The sequence below is a fragment of the Methylibium sp. genome (assembly GCF_965279545.1).
Taxonomy (GTDB): Bacteria; Pseudomonadota; Gammaproteobacteria; order Burkholderiales; family Burkholderiaceae_C; genus Methylibium.
In genome coordinates, this window is the sequence record NZ_OZ257250.1 from 55,518 (window position 1) to 72,479 (window position 16,962).

Annotated in this window: 21 protein-coding genes; 4 read left to right on the forward strand and 17 right to left on the reverse strand. The window is 69.5% G+C overall.

Annotation, left to right across the window (positions count from 1 at the left end):
* Positions 1-46: 46 nt before the first annotated feature.
* From ACQY9S_RS00230 to ACQY9S_RS00240, 3 genes are all read right to left on the reverse strand, one after another.
* Positions 47-691, reverse strand: coding sequence for a gamma-glutamylcyclotransferase (locus ACQY9S_RS00230; protein ID WP_428422570.1), 645 nt, complete (start codon positions 689-691; stop codon positions 47-49).
* Between the two features lie 98 nt (positions 692-789).
* Positions 790-1,185 (reverse strand): lactoylglutathione lyase, encoded by a 396-nt coding sequence (gene gloA, locus ACQY9S_RS00235; protein WP_428422571.1) that lies wholly within the window; start codon positions 1,183-1,185, stop codon positions 790-792.
* Positions 1,182-1,736 carry a PaaI family thioesterase gene (locus tag ACQY9S_RS00240; RefSeq protein WP_428422572.1) on the reverse strand — a complete coding sequence of 185 codons (555 nt, stop codon included), beginning with the start codon at positions 1,734-1,736 and terminating at the stop codon, positions 1,182-1,184. The genes gloA and ACQY9S_RS00240 overlap by 4 nt, the downstream gene beginning before the upstream one ends.
* Positions 1,737-1,786: 50 nt before the next feature.
* Here ACQY9S_RS00240 and ACQY9S_RS00245 point away from each other — a divergent pair, with 50 nt between their 5' ends.
* Both ACQY9S_RS00245 and ACQY9S_RS00250 read left to right on the forward strand, forming a co-directional pair.
* Positions 1,787-2,257, forward strand: coding sequence for a MarR family winged helix-turn-helix transcriptional regulator (locus tag ACQY9S_RS00245; protein WP_428422573.1), 471 nt, complete (start codon positions 1,787-1,789; stop codon positions 2,255-2,257).
* Entirely contained in the window at positions 2,250-3,497 is a 1,248-nt protein-coding gene (locus ACQY9S_RS00250) for an MFS transporter (RefSeq protein ID WP_428422574.1), read from the forward strand. Before ACQY9S_RS00245 ends, ACQY9S_RS00250 begins: the two co-directional genes overlap by 8 nt.
* Positions 3,498-3,534: 37 nt before the next feature.
* Here the strand turns inward: ACQY9S_RS00250 and ACQY9S_RS00255 are convergent, their stop codons facing one another.
* From ACQY9S_RS00255 to ACQY9S_RS00265, 3 genes are all read right to left on the reverse strand, one after another.
* Positions 3,535-4,320, reverse strand: a complete 786-nt coding sequence (locus ACQY9S_RS00255; protein ID WP_428422575.1) for an SDR family NAD(P)-dependent oxidoreductase — start codon at positions 4,318-4,320, stop codon at positions 3,535-3,537.
* A 95-nt stretch (positions 4,321-4,415) separates the two neighbouring features.
* Positions 4,416-6,059 carry a methyl-accepting chemotaxis protein gene (locus tag ACQY9S_RS00260; protein WP_428422576.1) on the reverse strand — a complete coding sequence of 548 codons (1,644 nt, stop codon included), beginning with the start codon at positions 6,057-6,059 and terminating at the stop codon, positions 4,416-4,418.
* Between the two features lie 171 nt (positions 6,060-6,230).
* On the reverse strand, positions 6,231-7,193 hold the full coding sequence (locus ACQY9S_RS00265) for an MBL fold metallo-hydrolase (RefSeq protein WP_428422577.1): 963 nt from the start codon (positions 7,191-7,193) through the stop codon (positions 6,231-6,233).
* Between the two features lie 319 nt (positions 7,194-7,512).
* Between ACQY9S_RS00265 and ACQY9S_RS00270 the strand changes: the two genes are divergently transcribed.
* On the forward strand, positions 7,513-8,853 hold the full coding sequence (locus ACQY9S_RS00270; RefSeq protein ID WP_428422578.1) for a DEAD/DEAH box helicase: 1,341 nt from the start codon (positions 7,513-7,515) through the stop codon (positions 8,851-8,853).
* 114 nt (positions 8,854-8,967) lie between these two features.
* Here ACQY9S_RS00270 and rsgA read toward each other — a convergent pair whose 3' ends face one another.
* The 3 genes from rsgA to ACQY9S_RS00285 are packed head-to-tail and all read right to left on the reverse strand — an operon-like array spanning position 8,968 to position 11,475.
* Entirely contained in the window at positions 8,968-9,882 is a 915-nt protein-coding gene (gene rsgA / locus ACQY9S_RS00275) for a ribosome small subunit-dependent GTPase A (RefSeq protein ID WP_428422579.1), read from the reverse strand.
* A gap of 10 nt (positions 9,883-9,892) precedes the next feature.
* A complete protein-coding gene (locus ACQY9S_RS00280; protein WP_428425527.1) occupies positions 9,893-10,165 on the reverse strand; it encodes a 4a-hydroxytetrahydrobiopterin dehydratase in 273 nt (90 codons plus the stop codon).
* 41 nt (positions 10,166-10,206) lie between these two features.
* Positions 10,207-11,475 carry a M48 family metallopeptidase gene (locus tag ACQY9S_RS00285; protein ID WP_428422580.1) on the reverse strand — a complete coding sequence of 423 codons (1,269 nt, stop codon included), beginning with the start codon at positions 11,473-11,475 and terminating at the stop codon, positions 10,207-10,209.
* Positions 11,476-11,527: 52 nt separating this feature from the next.
* Here ACQY9S_RS00285 and orn point away from each other — a divergent pair, with 52 nt between their 5' ends.
* Positions 11,528-12,103 (forward strand): oligoribonuclease, encoded by a 576-nt coding sequence (gene orn / locus ACQY9S_RS00290; RefSeq protein ID WP_428422581.1) that lies wholly within the window; start codon positions 11,528-11,530, stop codon positions 12,101-12,103.
* A 154-nt stretch (positions 12,104-12,257) separates the two neighbouring features.
* On the opposite strand, the gene ACQY9S_RS00295 is transcribed toward orn, so the two are convergent.
* From ACQY9S_RS00295 to ACQY9S_RS00330, 8 genes are all read right to left on the reverse strand, one after another.
* On the reverse strand, positions 12,258-12,497 hold the full coding sequence (locus ACQY9S_RS00295; protein WP_428422582.1) for a CsbD family protein: 240 nt from the start codon (positions 12,495-12,497) through the stop codon (positions 12,258-12,260).
* 47 nt (positions 12,498-12,544) lie between these two features.
* Entirely contained in the window at positions 12,545-12,859 is a 315-nt protein-coding gene (locus tag ACQY9S_RS00300) for a BON domain-containing protein (RefSeq protein ID WP_428422583.1), read from the reverse strand.
* A gap of 43 nt (positions 12,860-12,902) precedes the next feature.
* Positions 12,903-13,445 carry a ferritin-like domain-containing protein gene (locus tag ACQY9S_RS00305; RefSeq protein ID WP_428422584.1) on the reverse strand — a complete coding sequence of 181 codons (543 nt, stop codon included), beginning with the start codon at positions 13,443-13,445 and terminating at the stop codon, positions 12,903-12,905.
* 233 nt (positions 13,446-13,678) lie between these two features.
* Positions 13,679-14,317, reverse strand: a complete 639-nt coding sequence (locus tag ACQY9S_RS00310; protein ID WP_428422585.1) for a hypothetical protein — start codon at positions 14,315-14,317, stop codon at positions 13,679-13,681.
* A complete protein-coding gene (locus ACQY9S_RS00315; protein WP_428422586.1) occupies positions 14,314-14,694 on the reverse strand; it encodes a hypothetical protein in 381 nt (126 codons plus the stop codon). Before ACQY9S_RS00315 ends, ACQY9S_RS00310 begins: the two co-directional genes overlap by 4 nt.
* A 24-nt stretch (positions 14,695-14,718) precedes the next feature.
* Complete coding sequence (locus ACQY9S_RS00320) at positions 14,719-15,063, reverse strand: hypothetical protein (RefSeq protein ID WP_428422587.1); 345 nt, start codon at positions 15,061-15,063, stop codon at positions 14,719-14,721.
* Positions 15,064-15,132: 69 nt separating this feature from the next.
* Positions 15,133-15,297, reverse strand: a complete 165-nt coding sequence (locus ACQY9S_RS00325; protein WP_082535889.1) for a DUF1328 domain-containing protein — start codon at positions 15,295-15,297, stop codon at positions 15,133-15,135.
* A 220-nt stretch (positions 15,298-15,517) separates the two neighbouring features.
* Positions 15,518-16,906: a sensor histidine kinase gene (locus ACQY9S_RS00330; RefSeq protein WP_428422588.1), complete on the reverse strand. Its 1,389-nt coding sequence runs from the start codon at positions 16,904-16,906 to the stop codon at positions 15,518-15,520.
* Positions 16,907-16,962 lie beyond the last annotated feature (56 nt).

The following is a 16,962-nucleotide window of genomic DNA, read 5'->3' on the forward strand; positions in this document are numbered from 1 at the left end:
GGCACGCGACTCGCAGCGGCCGCATTCCGCTGCGGCGCGGCGCAGCCTAGGCCGTCAGCCCGGCGCGCTGCGCCAACGCCACCTGGCGCTCGATCGCCTGATCCCGGATGCCGCAGCGGCGCAGGCAGGTGGCAGTCTCGATCAGGTAGTCGAGCGTGCTGCCGAAGCGGCCTCTGGCGTGGCGCAGGATGCCGATCAGCGTGTCGTCGTCCAACTCGCCGGTGTAGTTGGGGCTCTGTTTGCTGAGCGTGAAGGCGAGTGCCGTCACCTGGCCTTGCGCGGTGTGGCATTGCAGCCACTTCGGGTCGTACACGCCGGTGAACATCTCGCGCTCCCACAGGCGGAGCAACTCGGTGTCGGCACGCGAAGGCTCCAGGCGGTAGACCATGCCGGAGCAGGACCCGCCGGGCACCAGCGCGCAGACGAGACCCGGACGATCCGGCGTGCCGCGGTTGATGCGCGAGCGCATCCGGAACGCGCGGTGCTGACCGTGCACGCGCGCGAGCCGCTGTTCCGCCGCCTCGAACTCGGGGCGCCAGATCAGCGAGGCGTAGCCGAAGACCCAGACGTCGTGCTTGGGGTTGCGCGCCCCCAGCGTGCGCTCGAACAGCACTTGCGGGTCGCGCAGCGGCGCGACGGACACCGCACCGTTTTCCTCGGCGCAGGGGGCGGGCTCGGGGTCGTAATCCAAGGCTTGCTGCACGGCAACAAGATTGCCGCCTGAGGCCTGCCCCTGTCAAGCTCTGCAGGGGCCGCGCATCGCGGGAAAAGCCACGCAGACCACGCCCATTAAGGGCGTTCGATCAGTTCGATCTTGTAACCGTCGGGATCGGCGATGAAGGCGATCACGGTGTCGCCGCCTTGCACGGGCCCCGGCTCGCGGGTGATCGCACCGCCCAGGGCCTGCGCCTTCTCGCGCACGGCGGCGCAGGTGGCCGCCACGTCGGGCACGCCGATCGCGATGTGGCCGTAGGCGCTGCCGAGTTCGTAGTGGTCGACGCCGTGGTTGTAGGTCAGCTCGATCTCGGCATGCTCGGGGTTCGTGCCGTAGCCGAGGAAGGCCAGGCTGTACTTCTGCGCCGGTCGCTCGGTGCTGCGCAGCAGGCGCATGCCCAGCACCTGGGTGTAGAAATCGACCGAGCGTTGCAGGTCGCCGACGCGCAGCATGGTGTGCAGGAGTCTCATCGCGGTTCTGGAAGGTCGAGGATGAAGCAGGTGGTCGAGGCGTGAGCGTACAGCGTGCCGTCGGGGCCGATCAGGCGGCCGTCGGCGGTGCCCATGCTGCGCCCGAGGTGAATCAAGCGGCCTTCGGCGCGCACCAGCGGCACCTTCTCGCTCAAGGCGCGCACCAGGTTGATCTTCAGCTCCACGGTCGTGTAGGTCTTGCCGGCGGGCAGGGCCGAGTGCACCGCACACGCCACGGCCGAATCGAGCAGCGTTGCGAACCAGCCGCCGTGCACCGAGCCGAGCGGGTTGTAGTGTCGAAACAGCGGCCGGCCCTGGAACACCGCATGGCCGTGCTCGATGTGCACCGGCAGGAAATCCAGCGTGTCGCTGATCGGCGGGAAGGGCAGTTCGCCGGCGAACATGGCTTCGAAGATCTGCAGCCCGCTCAGGTGCGCGACCTGCTCGAGCCGGCTGACCCCCGTGGGACAGGCTCGCGAACGCACGGCGGCTTCGTCGGCCTGCCAGCGCGCCAGGGTGGCAGCGGCTTCGGTGGGAGTCGGTTTGCTCATCGTTCCCCTCAAGAAAGTGTAGATACAACAATTGTAGCTACAATTAAAACATGACGACCGCCCCACGGACCATCGCCGCCACCTCGCCTCGGGGCTGCACCAACCTGAAGCTGCGGCAGCTCAGCCGCGCCGTGACGCGCCACTACGACGCCTACGTGGCCCCGCTGGGCCTCAAGAACACACAGTACTCGCTGCTGTCGCACGTGGTGAAGCTGGGACCGATCCGCCCCGGCGACCTGGCCCGGCAGATGCGCCTCGAGGCGTCGACGCTGACGCGCAACCTGCAGCCGCTGGTGGCCCAGGGCTGGTTGACGCTCGGTCCGGGCGAGGACGCGCGCAGCCGCCTCGTCGAGGCCACCGAAGCGGGGCGCGCCAAGCGCACCGAAGCGCAGCGCGCGTGGAAGCAGGCGCAGCTCGCGCTCAACGAACGGCTGAGCGCGGCGCGCGTGGCGGCGCTGCACTCGCTGATCGACGATTGCCTGGACTTGCTCGACAGCACCGATGACGAATCCGATGAGTGACCCGAAGGCCAGCGCGGCACCGCGCGTCGCGCCGCTGCTCTGGCTGGTGCTGCTGGCCGCGGCCGGCACCTTCGCCCTGACGATGGGCGTGCGCCAGTCGATGGGCTTGTTTCTGAGCGTGCTGAACACCAGCACCGGCCTGGGCCTGGGCAGCATCAGCCTGGCCTTCGCCTTCGGCCAGCTCTGGTGGGGGCTGACGCAGCCCTTCGCCGGCATGGTGGCCGACCGCATCGGCGCCGGGCGCGTGGTCTTCGCCGGCGTGCTGCTGGTCGCGCTGGGCACGGCGATCACGCCTTACATGCACACGACCGCCGGGCTGATCTTCGCGATCGGCGTGCTGGCGGCGGGCGGTGCCGGCATGGCCGGGCCGTCGGTGCTGATGGCCGCGACCACGCGGTTGATCGAGCCGGCCAAGCGCGGCATCGCCACCGGCGTGGTCAATGCCGGCGGCTCCTTCGGGCAGTTCGTGTTCGCACCGATCGCGCAAGGCCTCACGGCCGCCGCCGGCTGGGCGGCGGCGATGCAGAGCATGGCCTTCCTGGTGCTGCTCGCCCTGCCGGCCGCCTGGGTGCTGCGCGGCAACTCGAAGCAGCTCGCTATGGCCGGCACCGCCCGGCCCGAGGGCACGCGCGCGGCGGTGCGGCGCGCGCTGGCCGATCCGAGCTACCGCTTCCTCTGTGCCGGCTTCTTCGTCTGCGGCTTCCACGTCGCCTTCATCGCCACCCACCTGCCGGGCGTGGTGGCGGCCTGCCAGCTGCCGCCGGCCATCGGCGCCTGGTCGCTCGCGATGGTGGGTCTGTTCAACATCGTCGGCAGCTTCGCGATGGGCTGGGCGCTCGGCCACCGGGGCGGGCGCTGGCGCATGAAGTCGCTGCTGTCGCTGGTCTATGCCGCACGCGGCCTCGTGGTGCTGGCCTTCCTGCTGGCACCCAAGACCGAGGCCGTGATGCTGGCTTTCTCGGCGGCGATCGGCCTGAGCTTCCTGTCCACGGTGCCGCCGACGGCCGGGCTGGTGGCCAAGTTCTTCGGTCCGGCCCACATGGCCACGCTGTTCGGCATCGTGATGCTGGCGCACCAGCTCGGCGGCTTTCTCGGCGCCTACTTCGGCGGCAAGGCCTTCGAATGGACCGGCAACTACGACGCGATCTGGATCGTCGACATCCTGCTGGCTTTCGGTGCGGCGCTGGTGCACCTGCCGATCCGCGAGACGCGAGCGGCGAGCACTGTCCTGCCGGCGTGAGGGGAGGTCGGGAAGGTTTGCGTGTCGGCCGGGCCGCTCAGGCAGGGACCGAGTAGTTCAGTGCCAGGCGCCCGCCGTCGGCGTAGACGATCTGGCCGGTGAGGTAGCTCGCCGCGCCGCTGGCCAGGAAGGCCACCACGTCGGCGATCTCGGCCGGCTCGCCCAGCCGCCGCAGCGGCGTGCGGCCGAGGATGCGCTGCCGGGCGTCGTCGCTGGTCAGCACCGCCTGCGCGGCCAGCTCGGTTGCGATCGTGCCCGGGGCGACGGCATTGACGCGCACCCCCTTGTCGGCCAGCGCCAGTGCCATGGCGCGCGTGAGCTGGTTGATGCCGCCCTTGCTGGCGTTGTAGCTGGCGATCGTCGGGATGGCCATCAGGCCGTTGACCGAACTCATGTTGACGACCGCGCCGCTGCCCTGCGCCGCCATCACGCGGGCGCAGGCCTGTCCGACCAGGAAGGCACCCTTCAGGTTCACGCCGATCACCGCGTCCCAGTCGGCCTCGGTGACGTCGAGGAACTCCGCGGCCCTGAAGATGCCGGCGTTGTTGACCAGCACGTCGATGCGGCCGAAGGCGGCCAGCGTGGCGGCCAGCGCGCGGTGCACCTGCTCCGAGCGCGACACGTCGCAGTGCAGGTAGAGCGCACGCCAGCCTTCGGCCTCGAGGCGCTGCGCCAGCGCGGCGCCGCGGGCGTCGTCCACGTCCCACAGTGCGACCGGTGCGCCCTCGCGCGCAAAACGCTCGGCGCAGGCCGCGCCGATCCCTTGTGCGGCGCCGGTGACTACGGTCACCTTGCCGGCCAGCGCGAAGTTCACGGCATTCATCTCGGCTCCCGAAAGCCGCGAGCCCGCGCGGTGGGCGGGCTCTCGTCGACGGCAGTGTAGTGCCGACGGCAGGCCTCGCGCGGAGGCTCTGTGCCTCAGGCCGCGTGCAGGGTCTGCCTCATCGAGCGCCGCAGCGCCACCGCGTCGGGGGCCGCCGTTGCGCTGCCGTCGATGCGGAACACCTTGACCGTCTCGGCCAGCGTGCCCGATTGCTGTGCCAGCGAGACCGCGGAGGCCGCCATCTGCTCGACCAGCGCGGCGTTCTGCTGCGTGATCGTGTCCAGCTGCGTGACCGCCTCGTTGATCTGCGAGATGCCCGTCAGCTGTTCGCGCGCACCGTGGCTGATCTCGCCGATCAGGCTGCCGACCTGCTGCACCGTGCGCAAGGCGTCGTCCATGGTCGTGCGCGCGGTGTCGGTGAACCGGCTGCCAGCCTCGACCCTCGAGGCCGAGTCCTCGATCAGCTGCTTGACCTCGCGCGCTGCGGCGGTCGTGCGCTGGGCGAGCGAGCGCACCTCGGCGGCCACGACCGCGAAGCCGCGGCCCTGCTCGCCGGCCCGCGCCGCCTCGACGGCGGCGTTGAGCGCGAGGAGGTTGGTCTGGAAGGCGATGCCGTCGATCACCTGGATGATCTCGCCGATGCGGTGCGACGATGCGCTGATCTCGCCCATCGTGCGCGTCACGTCCTGGACCGCGTCGCTGCTGCGCTGGGTCACGGCGGTGGCCTCGGTGGCGAGGCGCGTCGCCTGTTCGGCCGAGTCGGCGCTCTGCCGCACGGTGCCGGTGATCTGCTCCATCGATGCGGCCGTCTGCTGCAGGCTGCTGGCCTGCGACTCGGTGCGGCCCGAGAGATCCTGGTTGCCGGAGGCGATCTCGCCGGTGACCACTCGCATCTGCTCGATCTCGTTGCGCGCGTCGCGCACGATCGACTGCAGGTTCACGTTCAACTGGTTCAGCCCCTGGGTGAGCTGGCCGACCAGGTCGTGCCGGTCGTTGTCGATCTTCTGCGTCAGGTCCCCGGCTGCCATGCGATTGGCGAACTGCACCAGGCGCGCCAGCGGCCCGACGGTCAGCCGGCTCAGGTAGGCGCCGCCGATCACTCCGCACAACGCCAGCATCGCCGCTGCCGCCAGCGCTTGCGTCAGCCCCGGGGCATGGAAGCCAGCGGTCGAGAAGGCTCCCGCGACGAACCCCGTTGCGCCCAGCAGCGCCGCAGTCACGCCCAGCCGGGCTTGCAGCGGCAGGCGCAGCGCGTTCGCGATACGGCCCCCCCAGTTGTCGACGATCAGGCGCCCCGACTCGAAGCGGTGCACCAGAGGACCGGCCGCCTTCTCGGCACGCATCGTCGTGTACAGCTGCTCGGCCGCGATGACGTCGGCGCGCTCGGGATGGGTGCGCACCGACATGTAGCCGATCGGCTGGTCACCGGTCATGATCGGCGTGACATTCGCCATCACCCAGTAGCAGCTGCCGTCCTTGCGGCGGTTCTTGACCGGCGCCGACCAAGGGCGGCCGGATGCAATCGTCGCCCACATGTCGCGGAAGGCTTCCTCGGGCATGTCCGGGTGCCGGATCATGTTGTGCGGCTGGCCTAGCAGTTCTTCGCGGGCGTAGCCGCTGACATGGATGAAGGCCGAATTGCAGTAGGTGATGCGGCCCTTCAGGTCCGTCGTCGAAACCAGCGTTTCTCCGGAGGGGAAGGGGTATTCATCGGCGGTCACGGGCGTGTTCAGGCGCAAGGGATGCTCCGGGGTGGTCTGTCGGTGTCCCGGGATGATCGGCAGCACCGACCGCCGCAAAATTGATGCAGCGCAACAACACGGCGCGCTCGCTGCTGCGGGCCGTGACACGGTTCACGCCGCAGGCCCGAGCGACGGCTCGGCCCGCTGCCGGTCCTGTGCCTCGGCGGGCTACGCCGCGTTGCGAGCCTCGCGGTCGAGCCAGACGCCCAGACCCTGCGCGTTGAGTGTCACGTCGGTCGCCAGCAGCTCATCGATGCGTGCATCGTCGAGCCCGCTGCCGCGGGCGCGCAGACGCTCCCGGTAGAGCCGGGCGAGGCCGCTGCGCAGCCGCGCGTCGCGGTCGTCGGCTGCGGCCAGTTGTCGGGCCAGCACGACCATCGCGTCGATCTGCTCCACCAACTGCGCTGCCAGCGGGCCCACGTCGTCGACGCGGCCGTAGTGCGTCAGGTACATGCAGACCGGCCGGTGCTCCAGCATGCGCGCGACCGAGGCCTTCAGCGGTTCGGGTTCGAACTGCACCGGCGTCGTCGTCGGCAACAGGTAGCGACCGCCCGGCGTCTCGAACTCCGGATAGGACAGGCCGAAGGTGTCGCCGCTGAACCAGCCGCGGCTGCGCTCGTCCCAGATGCAGTGGTGATGGCGCGCATGGCCCGGGGTCTCGATCAGCAGCAGCGGCAGGCCGGCCAGGTCGAGCACCATGCCGTCGTGGCTGGCGAGCACGCGCCCGGCCGGCACCGGCTGCACGGTGCCGTAGGTGCGCGCCACTTGCTCGGCGCCGTAGACCGCGCTGGCGCCGGCGACCAGCGCGCTCGGGTCGATCATGTGCGGCGCGCCGCGCGGGTGGACCACCAGCCTCGCGTTCGGCAACTGCTGCATCAGCAGCCCGGCGGCCCCGGCGTGGTCGAGGTGCACGTGGGTCACGATCACGTAGTCGACCGCCTCGCGGCCCAGGCCCTGCGCGTCGAGCGCCGCCAGCAGGCGCGGCAGGGCGTCGTTGGTGCCGCTGTCGATGTAGGCGGCCCGGCCCGACTCGACGACGAGATAGGCGGCGTCGAAGCGCGGCCGCATGAAGCCGGTGTCGATGATGGTGATGCCGTGGCCGAGCGCCTCGAGAAACGGGAAGGTGGGCATGACGAATGAGGGCCGGGAAGTCGGCGTCGATTGTAGGAAGCACTCCGCCCGGGCCTGTGCGGACGGCAGGCCCGGGACTTTGTAGCAGCGCGCGTCGTGCGGATGTGAGACAATCCTTGTTGCGCTGCAAAAAGCAGCCTCCCTCACCTGCAAGGCAGGTTTCGAGGGTCAGTGCATCGTCACCAGCCCGGCCTCACCCGTTCCTTCGGGGCCATTGCACACAGTGCATTCCGTCTGTTGGTCGATGTGTTTGGACCAACCTGCCGCATGCCTGCATGCGGCGATGACGGACCCGCCGGCAACCCGGCGGGGATGCTTCGTGACTGCTTCGAATTTTGAATCCCTTGGCCTTGCCGCACCGCTGCTGCACGCCGTGACCCAGCTCGGCTTCACCGCCCCCACCAATGTTCAGGCGCAGGCCATCCCCGCCGCCCTGAAGGGGGGCGACTGGATGGTGAGCAGCCAGACCGGCACCGGCAAGACCGCGGCCTTCCTGCTGCCGCTGCTGCACCGCCTGCTGAACGCGGGCGCCGTGGAAGCAAGCCGCGTGGCGACGCCGCGTGCCGTGGTGCTGTGTCCGACCCGTGAGCTTGCCCAACAGGTCTGCTCCGATGCGATCGACCTGATGCGCGGCGTCAGCGAAGCGCTGCGCGCCGAAGGCAAGCAGCACCCGCTGCGCGACGCCGCGCGCGGCCTGCGCATCGCCACCATCGTGGGCGGCATGCCGTTCGGCAAGCAGCTGTTCGACCTGCGCGGCGCGCAACTCGTGCTCGCCACCCCCGGTCGCCTGCTCGACTTGCATGGGCGCGGCCAGATCTGCCTCGACGAGACGCAGGTGCTGGTGGTCGACGAAGCCGACCGCATGCTCGACCTCGGCTTTGCCGACGACCTGGCGGCGATCGCCGAAGCCACTGCGAAGCGCGAGCAGACGATGATGTTCTCGGCCACCTTCGCGCCGCGCATCATGACGCTCGCCGCCAAGCTGATGCGCTCGCCGGGCCGGCTCGAACTCGCGACCGCGCACGACGTGCACGCCGACATCACCCAGACCCTGCATTGGGCCGACAACATGGTCCACAAGCAGGCGCTGCTCGAGCACTGGCTGCGGGACGCCGAGGTGGACCAGGCAGTGGTGTTCGCCAGCACCCAGGTCGACACCGAGGCGATCGCCGAGGCGCTGCAGCAGCAGGGCCACTCGGCCGTCGCGCTGCACGGCGCCATGCCGCAGGCGGTGCGCAACCGCCGCCTGCAGAACGTGCGTGACGGTCATGTGCGCGTGCTCGTGGCCACCGACGTCGCCGCGCGCGGCCTCGACGTGCCGAGCATCAGCCACGTCATCAACTTCGGTCTGCCCATGAAGGCCGAGGACTATGTCCACCGCATCGGCCGCACCGGCCGAGCCGGCCGAGCCGGCACCGCCATCACGATCGCCGAGCATCGCGAGCGCGGCAAGATCCGCGCGATCGAGGCCTTCACCCGCCAGCCTATCGAGGCCAGCGTGATCGTCGGCCTGGAGCCGACGCCGCAGAAGGCGCGGCCGGCCAAGCCGATGCCGGGGCAGCGTCACGGCCAGGGCCGCGGCGGCCGCCCGGCGGGCGGCGGTTTCGGCGGTGGGCGCCGCGACGGTGCCCCGCGCTTCGGATCGCGCGACGGTCGCTGAGCGCTGCGCCCGTCCGGATCGAAAAGGGGCTGCCCGCAGGCAGCCCCTTTTTCTTGTCGCGGCCGGTGGACCTTCACCCGGTCCACCGGCCGCGCTACGGCGATCGCTGCCGGATCACCAGCGCGTGCGCGTCAACTCGTCCATCAGGTCCCCGTAGATCCGCCAGCGGCTCGCACTGACTTCGCCGCGCTCGACCGCGGTGATCACAGAGCAGCCCGGTTCCTGGCGGTGGGTGCAGTTGTAGAACTTGCAGCCGCCGGCGTGGGCGCGCAGGTCCGGCATGTAGGCCGGCAGCTGCTGGGCCTCGATCTGCTGCAGGCCGAACTCCTGGAAACCCGGCGAGTCGATCAGTGCGCTGTTCGTCTCGCGGTCCAGCCAGTACCACTGCGTGGTGGTGGTGGTGTGCCGGCCCGAGTTGAGGGCCTGCGAGATCTCGCCGACCTGGGCCCTGGCGCTCGGCAACAATGCGTTGATCAGCGTGCTCTTGCCGGTGCCCGACGGGCCGAGCACCAGCGTGGTCCGGCCGGCGAGCAGCGTGCGCAGGGCACCGGCCGCCGCGTCGAACGCATGCTTGAGCGACAGCTCGATCACGGCATAGCCCATCGCCCGGTAGGGCGCGAGGCGGGCGCGCTGCGCCTCGGTGTCCGGCAGGTCGGTCTTGTTGAGCACGATCGTCGCGTCGATGCCGGCCGACTCGGCGGCGATCAGTGCGCGGGTGAGCTGAGATTCGCTGAACTGCGGATCGACGGCCAGCCAGATCAGCAGCAGGTCGAGGTTCGCCGCGAAGGACTTGGTCTTCCATTCGTCCTGGCGGAACAGCAGGTTGCGGCGCGGCTCGAGGTGCTCGATCACGCCCTCGTCCTGATCGCCACCGATCGGTTGCCAGCGCACGCGGTCGCCGACGACCAGCGCGCTCTTCTTGCCGCGCGGATGGCAGATCAGGCGCCGGCCTTCCGGCGTCTCGACGATGTAGTGGCGGCCGTGGCCAGCCACCACGAGACCCAGGTCGAGCTCGACCGGTCGGGTCAAGCGCGCTCCTTCATGTGAGCAGCGCGTCGAGCTTCGCGGCGCAGATGAAGTCGTTCAGCGAGATGCCGTTCACCGAGTGGGTGTTGAAGCGCACGGCGCAGCGGTCGTAGCCGACCGCGAGGTCAGGGTGGTGGTCTTCGCGGTTGGCGATCCAGGCCACCGCGTTCACGAAACCGATGGTCTCGTGGTAGTTCGCGAAGCTGTAGGTCTTCTCGATCGAGCCGTCGACCAGCGACCAGCCGACCACCATCTGCAGGTGCTTGCCGATCTCGTACGGCGTCATCGCGCCGTCGGTCTGCGGCAGGCAGTGTTGCTCGACCAATCTCATGCGATGGCTCCCATCGCGGCCAGCCGCTCCGACGCCGGCGGATGCGAGTAGTAGAACCGCACGTAGAGCCGGTCCGGGGTCAGCGTCGAGGCATTGTCTTCATAGAGCTTGAGCAGCGCGCCGCCGAGGTCTTGTGCACTGGTCTGCGCGCAGGCATAGGCGTCGGCCTCGAACTCGTGCTTGCGCGACAGGCCGGCGAACACGGGCGCCACCAGGAAACTGAACACCGGCCCGGACAGCAGGAACAGCAACAGCGCGAGTGCATCGTTCGGCGCCTCGATGCTCGGGCTCACGCCCAGCCCGGCATAGAACCACACCTGTTGCGACAGCCAGCCGAGCAGCGCAAAGCCGGCCAGGCTGAGCGCGAACATCGCGGCGATGCGCTTCATCACGTGGCGGTGCTTGAAGTGACCGAGCTCGTGCGCGAGCACCGCCTCGACCTCGCTCGGCGACAGCTTGGACAGCAGCGTGTCGAAGAACACCACGCGCTTGGCGGCACCGAAGCCGGTGAAGTAGGCATTGGCATGGGCCGAGCGGCGGCTGCCGTCCATCACGAACAGGCCCTTGGCCGCGAAGCCGCAGCGCGCCATCAGCGCCTCGACGCGGGCCTTCAGCGCGCCGTCCTCGAGCGGCCGGAACTTGTTGAACAGCGGTGCGATGACGGTGGGGTAGAGCACCAGCACCAGCAGGTTGAAACCCACCCACACGCCCCAGGCCCACAGCCACCAGCGCGCGCCGGCGGCACCCATCAGCCACAGGATCAACGCCACCACCGGCAGGCCCAGCAACGCGCCGACCAGCAGCCCCTTGGCCTGATCGGCCAGCCACAGTCCCGGCGTCATGCGGTTGAAGCCGTAGCGCTGCTCGAGGCGGAAGGTGGTCCAGGCCTCGAAAGGCAGGTCGACCAGGCCGGTGATCAGCGCGAAGGCCGCCAGCAGCGCGAGCTGGTAGCCCAGGTCGCCGAGTGGCGCCCGGGCATGGGTGATCAGCCAGGCGTTGAGGGCGTCGAGCCCGCCGAGCAGCGTCCAGCCCAGCAGCACGGCGGCGCCGAAGGCCATCGTCAGCAGGCCCAGGCGCAGTTTGGCGAGCGTGTAGTCGGCCGCGCGCTGGTGCGCCTGCAGGCTCACGGTGGCCGTGAACGCGCCCGGCACACGGTTGCGGTGGGCGGCCACGTGGCGGATCTGGCGGCTGGCGAGCCATGCCCGCAGCAGCAGGGAGCCGACCAGGAACGCTGCGAAAAGCACGGTCAGGACGGGTGTCGTCATGGAGGGTCAGTGTACGTGTTGACCGACAATCCGGCGCTAGCAAGGACCCCCCATGACCGATACAGCCACCGCCTCCTCCCCGCTGGTCAAGAGCGACCAGAACCTCGTCTGGATCGATCTCGAGATGACCGGACTCGATCCTGCCAACGACCGCATCATCGAGATCGCGGTCGTGGTCACCGACCCGGGCCTGACCGTGCGTGTCGAGGGCCCGGTGTTTGCCGTGCACCAGAGCGACGCGGTCCTCGATGCCATGGACGCCTGGAACAAGGGCACCCATGGCAGGAGCGGCCTGATCGATCGGGTGAAAGCGTCGACCGTCGATGAGGCCACCGCGCAGCAGCAGGTGATCGAGTTCCTGAAGCAGTACGTGCCGGCGGGCAAGTCCCCGATGAGCGGTAATTCGATCTGCCAGGATCGCCGCTTCCTCGCGAAGGATATGCCGGCGCTCGAGGCCTTCTTCCACTACCGCAACCTGGACGTCAGCACGCTCAAGGAGCTGGCGCGGCGCTGGAAGCCGACCATCCTCGACGGTTTCAAGAAGGCCCAGGCGCACACGGCGCTGGCCGACATCCACGAGTCCATCGACGAGCTGGCCTACTACCGCGAGCATTTCCTCGCGCTTTGAAACGGCATTGCGTTCGAACGCGTCAGACTGAAGCTGGAGCCAAGGCTCGTCCTGAATGACAAGGGCCCAGCCTCGATGGGGCCGGGCCACTGCGCTCGCGGATGTCGGTCCTGGAACGCCGGGCAGGTGATCGCCCGCGCCGATGCGAATGCGGTCAGTGACGGGGGTGGCCGCCGCCGTCGGTGAACCAGTCGTCCTTGGCGCTGCGTTCCCACGACGAGACCTGTTTCTCGGCTTCGTCCTTGGCCACGCCGTAGCGCTCCTGGATCTTGCCGGCGAGCTGATCGCGCTTGCCGGCGATGACGTCGAAGTCGTCATCGGTCAACTTGCCCCATTGTTCCTTGGCCTTGCCCTTGACTTGCTTCCAGTTTCCTTCGATGCGGTCCCAGTTCATGGGTGAATCTCCTTTTCGGGTGGGTTGGAAAAACGAAGGGCCGAGGGTCAGTCCTTCACGACGATCGAGTTCTTCACGTCCTTGACGCCGCTGGCGCGGCGCGCCAGCACCTCGGCCTGGGCCTTCTCGGTCGCGCTCTTCGCGAAACCCGCGAGCTGCACCGTGCCGTTCAGGGTCTCGACACTGATCGCGCTGGCGTCGACGGTCTTGTCTTCGATCAGCTTGGTTTTCACCGAGGTGGTGATGGTCGCGTCGTCGATGTACTGGCCGACGGTCGACTGGCCGCGCTGCACGGCGCAGCCGCTGGTGACGGCGAGCGTGGTGACGGTGGCGGCGGCGATGATGAGGGTGCGCAATTTCATCGGGATCTCCTGGGGGTCGGTGAGGGGTTGATCGAGGGCGGACTCAGCCTTCCAGCAGGTCCTTCATTTCGTCGGCGTGTTCTTCCTCGTCGCCGAGGATGTCTTCGAGCAGGCGCCGCGTCGTCGGATCGGTGTCACCGATCAGGTCGATCATCTGGCGGTAGGTCTCGATCGCCACGCGCTCGGCGATCAGGTTCGCCTTGACCATCGCCTGCAGCTCGCTCGAGGTGTCGTATCGGGCGTTGCTGCGGGCGCTCAGGCTGTCGGGAGAGAAGTCGGGCTCGCCGCCGAGTTGCACGATGCGCCGCGCCAGCCGGTCGGCGTGCGCCGCCTCCTCGACGGCGTGCACCATGAACTCCTCGGCCACCTTGGGCGACGCCATGCCGTGCGCCGTGAAGTGGTGGCGCTTGTAGCGCAACACGCACACCAGCTCGGTGGCGAGCGCGTCGTTCAGCAGCTTCACGATGCCATCGCGCCACGGGCCGTAGCTCGGGGTCACGGCGCCTTCGTCAAGGTGCGTCGCGGCGGCTCTGATCGCCTTCTCGTCCAGCGCCAGGTGTTCCGCTTGGGAGGTGGTCTTGCTCATCGAAAACTCCTTGTCGAGGGGTCAGTGGTTGGCGGGCTGGCTGCACCGTTGACGTACTGTAGAAATCGGTGCGCTTGCCCGGTATCGGAGGCTGACGCCAGGACGTGTAGGACGTGACCCCATGGCGCACGCGGGGCAAGAAAAAGTGCGCCGTGGCGCACGATGGGGTTCTTCTTGCAGGCCAGGAGCGGCGGCCCGCAGGCCGTCTGCGAGCAGCGGGCCCGCGGCGCCGCTCAGCGCTTCGCTGCGTCGGCCTGTGGCACCGCAGGGTCGTTGGCGGCGTCGGGAGACGCGGGCTCGGCCTCGGGTGCCGCGGGGGCGCCCGGTGCAACCGGTGCGTCCGCGCCGTCCGGAGCAGGCCTCATCAGGCTGGCCAACAGACGGCTGAGTTCACCGCTCGTCAGCAGACTGGCCAGCCCGCCGGTGCCGAGCCAGCGTGTCAGGCTGCCACGCGGCCGGAGCGTCGTCAGCAGCGCTGACGACAGCGCGGCCTGGGGCAGCCAGCGCCAGGGCCGCAAGGCGACGAGCAGCGCGCCAGCGCCCGCGGCCAGCGCCAGCAGCCGCAGCGGATGACGTTCTGCGGTCGACGCGAGCAGACGGCGTGCCGCCGGCCCACCCAGCTCGGAGGCGACGTTCACCGCCTCGTGCAGCGGGTGCCGCTGCCACCATCGCGCCAGCATCGAGGCCAGCAAATCGATCGTGCCTTCGCCCACGGGCGGCGAGGCGCCAGCGGCATCGCGCGGCGCGCAGGCGCCGGCTCGGCCCTGTCGCGCAGGGCGTTGCTGCACGATCCAGGTGCTGCGCAGACGTGCGCGCGAGCGCCCGAGGCGCTCGATCGGCGTCAGTTCAGGGCAAACCGGTGGCGTGCTCACTGCGCCAGTCCCTCACGGACCAGCGCAAGGTCCTCGCGCAACTGGGCCCGCAGCGTGTCGAAGGCGGGGCGTTGCCCCATGCTTCGGACCCCCTGCAGTGCCACCAGCGCAACGATCGCCGGGACGACGGGCACGGCCACCAGCAGCCATGCGTGGGCCGTTTCGTGCGGTGGCACGACGGCCCACAGCATCACCGCCATGCCGGCGAGCACCAACGTGGCCAACGCCGCGACGGCGGCGACGATCAGCCACACCAGCCGTCGTGACCAGTGGTCACTCAGGCTCTGCAGCTCGTCGCTGGCCAGGTCGGCATACGCAGTGGCATGCTCGACCAGGGTGCCGGGTTCGTTCGCGATCACGCGAAGAAGGGGCAGCATGGGTTGCTCGCGGCCGCAAGCCGTTCAGGGGCGATCGCTACGGCGGTGCGAAACGAGTTGCGCCAGCGCCATCAGCGCTGCGCCGGCGGCCGCGGCGATGAGCACGGCCTTGACCGGCTCCTCCCGAACGTAGCGCACACCGCGCTCGCGCGCATCGACCGCGCGTTCGCGCAATTGCTGCGAGCCGTCGCGCACTGCGTCGTAGCCGCGATGGGCCAGGTCCTCGGCCTGGCTCGCCAGGCGCACCGCGGCGGGGATGACGCGCTCGCGCAAGCCGGACACGGCCTGCTCGGCGCTGTCGGTCAGGCGCTCGGCGGCGTTGGCGGCTTGCTGGATCTGGGGCTGGATGGAGGGCGTGCTGGGGGTCATGGAAGCTCCTTGCGAGGCGGGTTGAAACGAGTATGCGCCCGAGTCGGCGCGATCGGTGAAACAGCGGCGTCAGCCCTTGCGGATCAGGCCGAACAGGAAGCTGGCGACGGCCAGGATCACGAACACGAAGAACAGGATCTTGGCGATGCCCGCGGCGCTGGCGGCGATGCCGCCGAAGCCGAACACGGCAGCAATCAAGGCGATGACGAAAAAGACGACGGCGTAGTGCAGCATGCTGGGCTCCTCGGTTGAAACGGCTCCCGGTGCGCCGGGAGGCCGGCGCGGGGATCGCGCCGAACCGTGGCCTCAATGTAGGAGGAGCGGCCTGCACGGCCTATGAGACATGGCTCCTGGCCCTTGTCGTCCGCCGCAGCGCCATGCTGTAGGACGGCGCCCATGCGCCGGCGGTGCGTGGGCGCCTCGGCCGAGCCCGCGCGCCGCCGGCAACGGACTCCTAGGACGGTGCCGTGCCGCTGCCGCCGGGCGCGGCTTGCATCCCGGGCGGGCGGACCGGGAGGCGGGCGCTCAGCAGCACGCCGAGTCCGGGCTGCGACACCACGGTCATGCGGCCGCCTTCGGCTTCGACCCGAAAGCGCATGCCGGTGAGTCCGTGAGCACCGCTGTGAACGGCTGCCGGATCGAAGCCGCTGCCGTTGTCGCGCACGGAGATCTCGACGCAGTCCGCGTCCGTGCTCAGGCACACCTCGACGCGGCTCGCCCTGGCGTATTTGGCGACGTTGGTCAGCGCCTCCTGCACGAAGCGATAGACCGTCAGATTGCCGCTGTCGCCGAGCGTCACCGGTGAGAACGCAGTGTGCACCGCGAGGCCGGAGCGCTCGCCGAACTCGCGCGCCAGGATGTCGAGCGAGACCGTCAGGCCGAGGTGGCTCAGTGCCGAAGGACGCAGATCCTCGATGATGCGGCGCTTGAGCGCGATGCCGCTGTTGAGCGCTTCGTTGAGGTGGGCGAAGCGCGTCGAGACCTCCGGCGTCACCGTGGGCAGGCGCGAGCGCAACCGGGCGACGTCGAGCTTGGCCGAGGTGAGGAGCGCGCCGAGTTCATCGTGCAGTTCCCGGGCAAGGTGGCTGCGCTCGCTCTCCTGCGTGGTTTGCAGGTGCCGTGCCAGGACCGTGAGCTCGCGGGTGCGCCGCGCGACCTCGGACTCGAGCAGGTCCCGCTCGGCCTGCAGCACCGCCCGCTGGCGTTCGCGCTCGGCGACCAGCGCGCGCGTCTGCTCCAGGTAGAAGTAGAAGGCCAGCACGCTGAGCACGGTCATCGCGGCCACACCGAGCCGGCTGATCAGCAGAGTCTGCGCCATCTGCTCCTGATGGGCCTGCAGGCGCTGCATCTCGACGCCCACGAGCCGGTCGGTCACGACGCGTATGGTCTGCTGAGCCTCCAGGCCGATGTCCGACTCCATCAGGCCGTGCCACGCCGAATCGCGGCCCGCGCGGTACAGCTGGATCGTCTCGGACATTTCCGACAGCTTCTTCTCGATCGCTCGTGCCAGCAGCTCGAAGTCCGGCAATTGCGCCGGATGACCTGCATAGTAGGTGTTCAGCTTCGGCAGCAGCGCCTTGATCTGCCGGACCGCGTCGTCGTAGGGCGCGAGGTAGCTGTCCTTGCCGCTCAGCAGGAAGCCGCGCTGACCGGTCTCCGCATCGACCATGTAGCGCAACACCTGGCCGACCTGGATGCGCGCGTCGAAGGCGACGCTGGTTTCGTTGAGGGCCGACAGCGATCGGTGGTAGGACGTTTCGCTGATCAGCAGCAAGGCCAGCGCCACCAGCAACGCGAGCGGAAAGCTGAGGGCGGAGGTTCGCCATTGGCGTGTGGGTGTCATGCTCGTGAGGCGGCGCAGCCGCGGCAAAGGGGGCAAGCGCCGGGACCACGAAGCGC

Coding starts and splice junctions, on each gene's coding strand:
- ACQY9S_RS00240 (WP_428422572.1), bottom strand. CDS start 1,736: ATGAGCAAACCGACTCCCACCGAAGCCGCTGCCACCCTGGCGCGCTGG.
- ACQY9S_RS00300 (WP_428422583.1), bottom strand. CDS start 12,859: ATGAAATTGCGCACCCTCATCATCGCCGCCGCCACCGTCACCACGCTC.
- ACQY9S_RS00320 (WP_428422587.1), bottom strand. CDS start 15,063: ATGACCCCCAGCACGCCCTCCATCCAGCCCCAGATCCAGCAAGCCGCC.
- ACQY9S_RS00280 (WP_428425527.1), bottom strand. CDS start 10,165: ATGACGCCGTACGAGATCGGCAAGCACCTGCAGATGGTGGTCGGCTGG.
- ACQY9S_RS00315 (WP_428422586.1), bottom strand. CDS start 14,694: ATGCTGCCCCTTCTTCGCGTGATCGCGAACGAACCCGGCACCCTGGTC.
- ACQY9S_RS00330 (WP_428422588.1), bottom strand. CDS start 16,906: ATGACACCCACACGCCAATGGCGAACCTCCGCCCTCAGCTTTCCGCTC.
- ACQY9S_RS00285 (WP_428422580.1), bottom strand. CDS start 11,475: ATGACGACACCCGTCCTGACCGTGCTTTTCGCAGCGTTCCTGGTCGGC.
- ACQY9S_RS00250 (WP_428422574.1), top strand. CDS start 2,250: ATGAGTGACCCGAAGGCCAGCGCGGCACCGCGCGTCGCGCCGCTGCTC.
- orn (WP_428422581.1), top strand. CDS start 11,528: ATGACCGATACAGCCACCGCCTCCTCCCCGCTGGTCAAGAGCGACCAG.
- ACQY9S_RS00325 (WP_082535889.1), bottom strand. CDS start 15,297: ATGCTGCACTACGCCGTCGTCTTTTTCGTCATCGCCTTGATTGCTGCC.
- ACQY9S_RS00245 (WP_428422573.1), top strand. CDS start 1,787: ATGACGACCGCCCCACGGACCATCGCCGCCACCTCGCCTCGGGGCTGC.
- gloA (WP_428422571.1), bottom strand. CDS start 1,185: ATGAGACTCCTGCACACCATGCTGCGCGTCGGCGACCTGCAACGCTCG.
- ACQY9S_RS00265 (WP_428422577.1), bottom strand. CDS start 7,193: ATGCCCACCTTCCCGTTTCTCGAGGCGCTCGGCCACGGCATCACCATC.
- ACQY9S_RS00255 (WP_428422575.1), bottom strand. CDS start 4,320: ATGAATGCCGTGAACTTCGCGCTGGCCGGCAAGGTGACCGTAGTCACC.
- ACQY9S_RS00295 (WP_428422582.1), bottom strand. CDS start 12,497: ATGAACTGGGACCGCATCGAAGGAAACTGGAAGCAAGTCAAGGGCAAG.
- ACQY9S_RS00305 (WP_428422584.1), bottom strand. CDS start 13,445: ATGAGCAAGACCACCTCCCAAGCGGAACACCTGGCGCTGGACGAGAAG.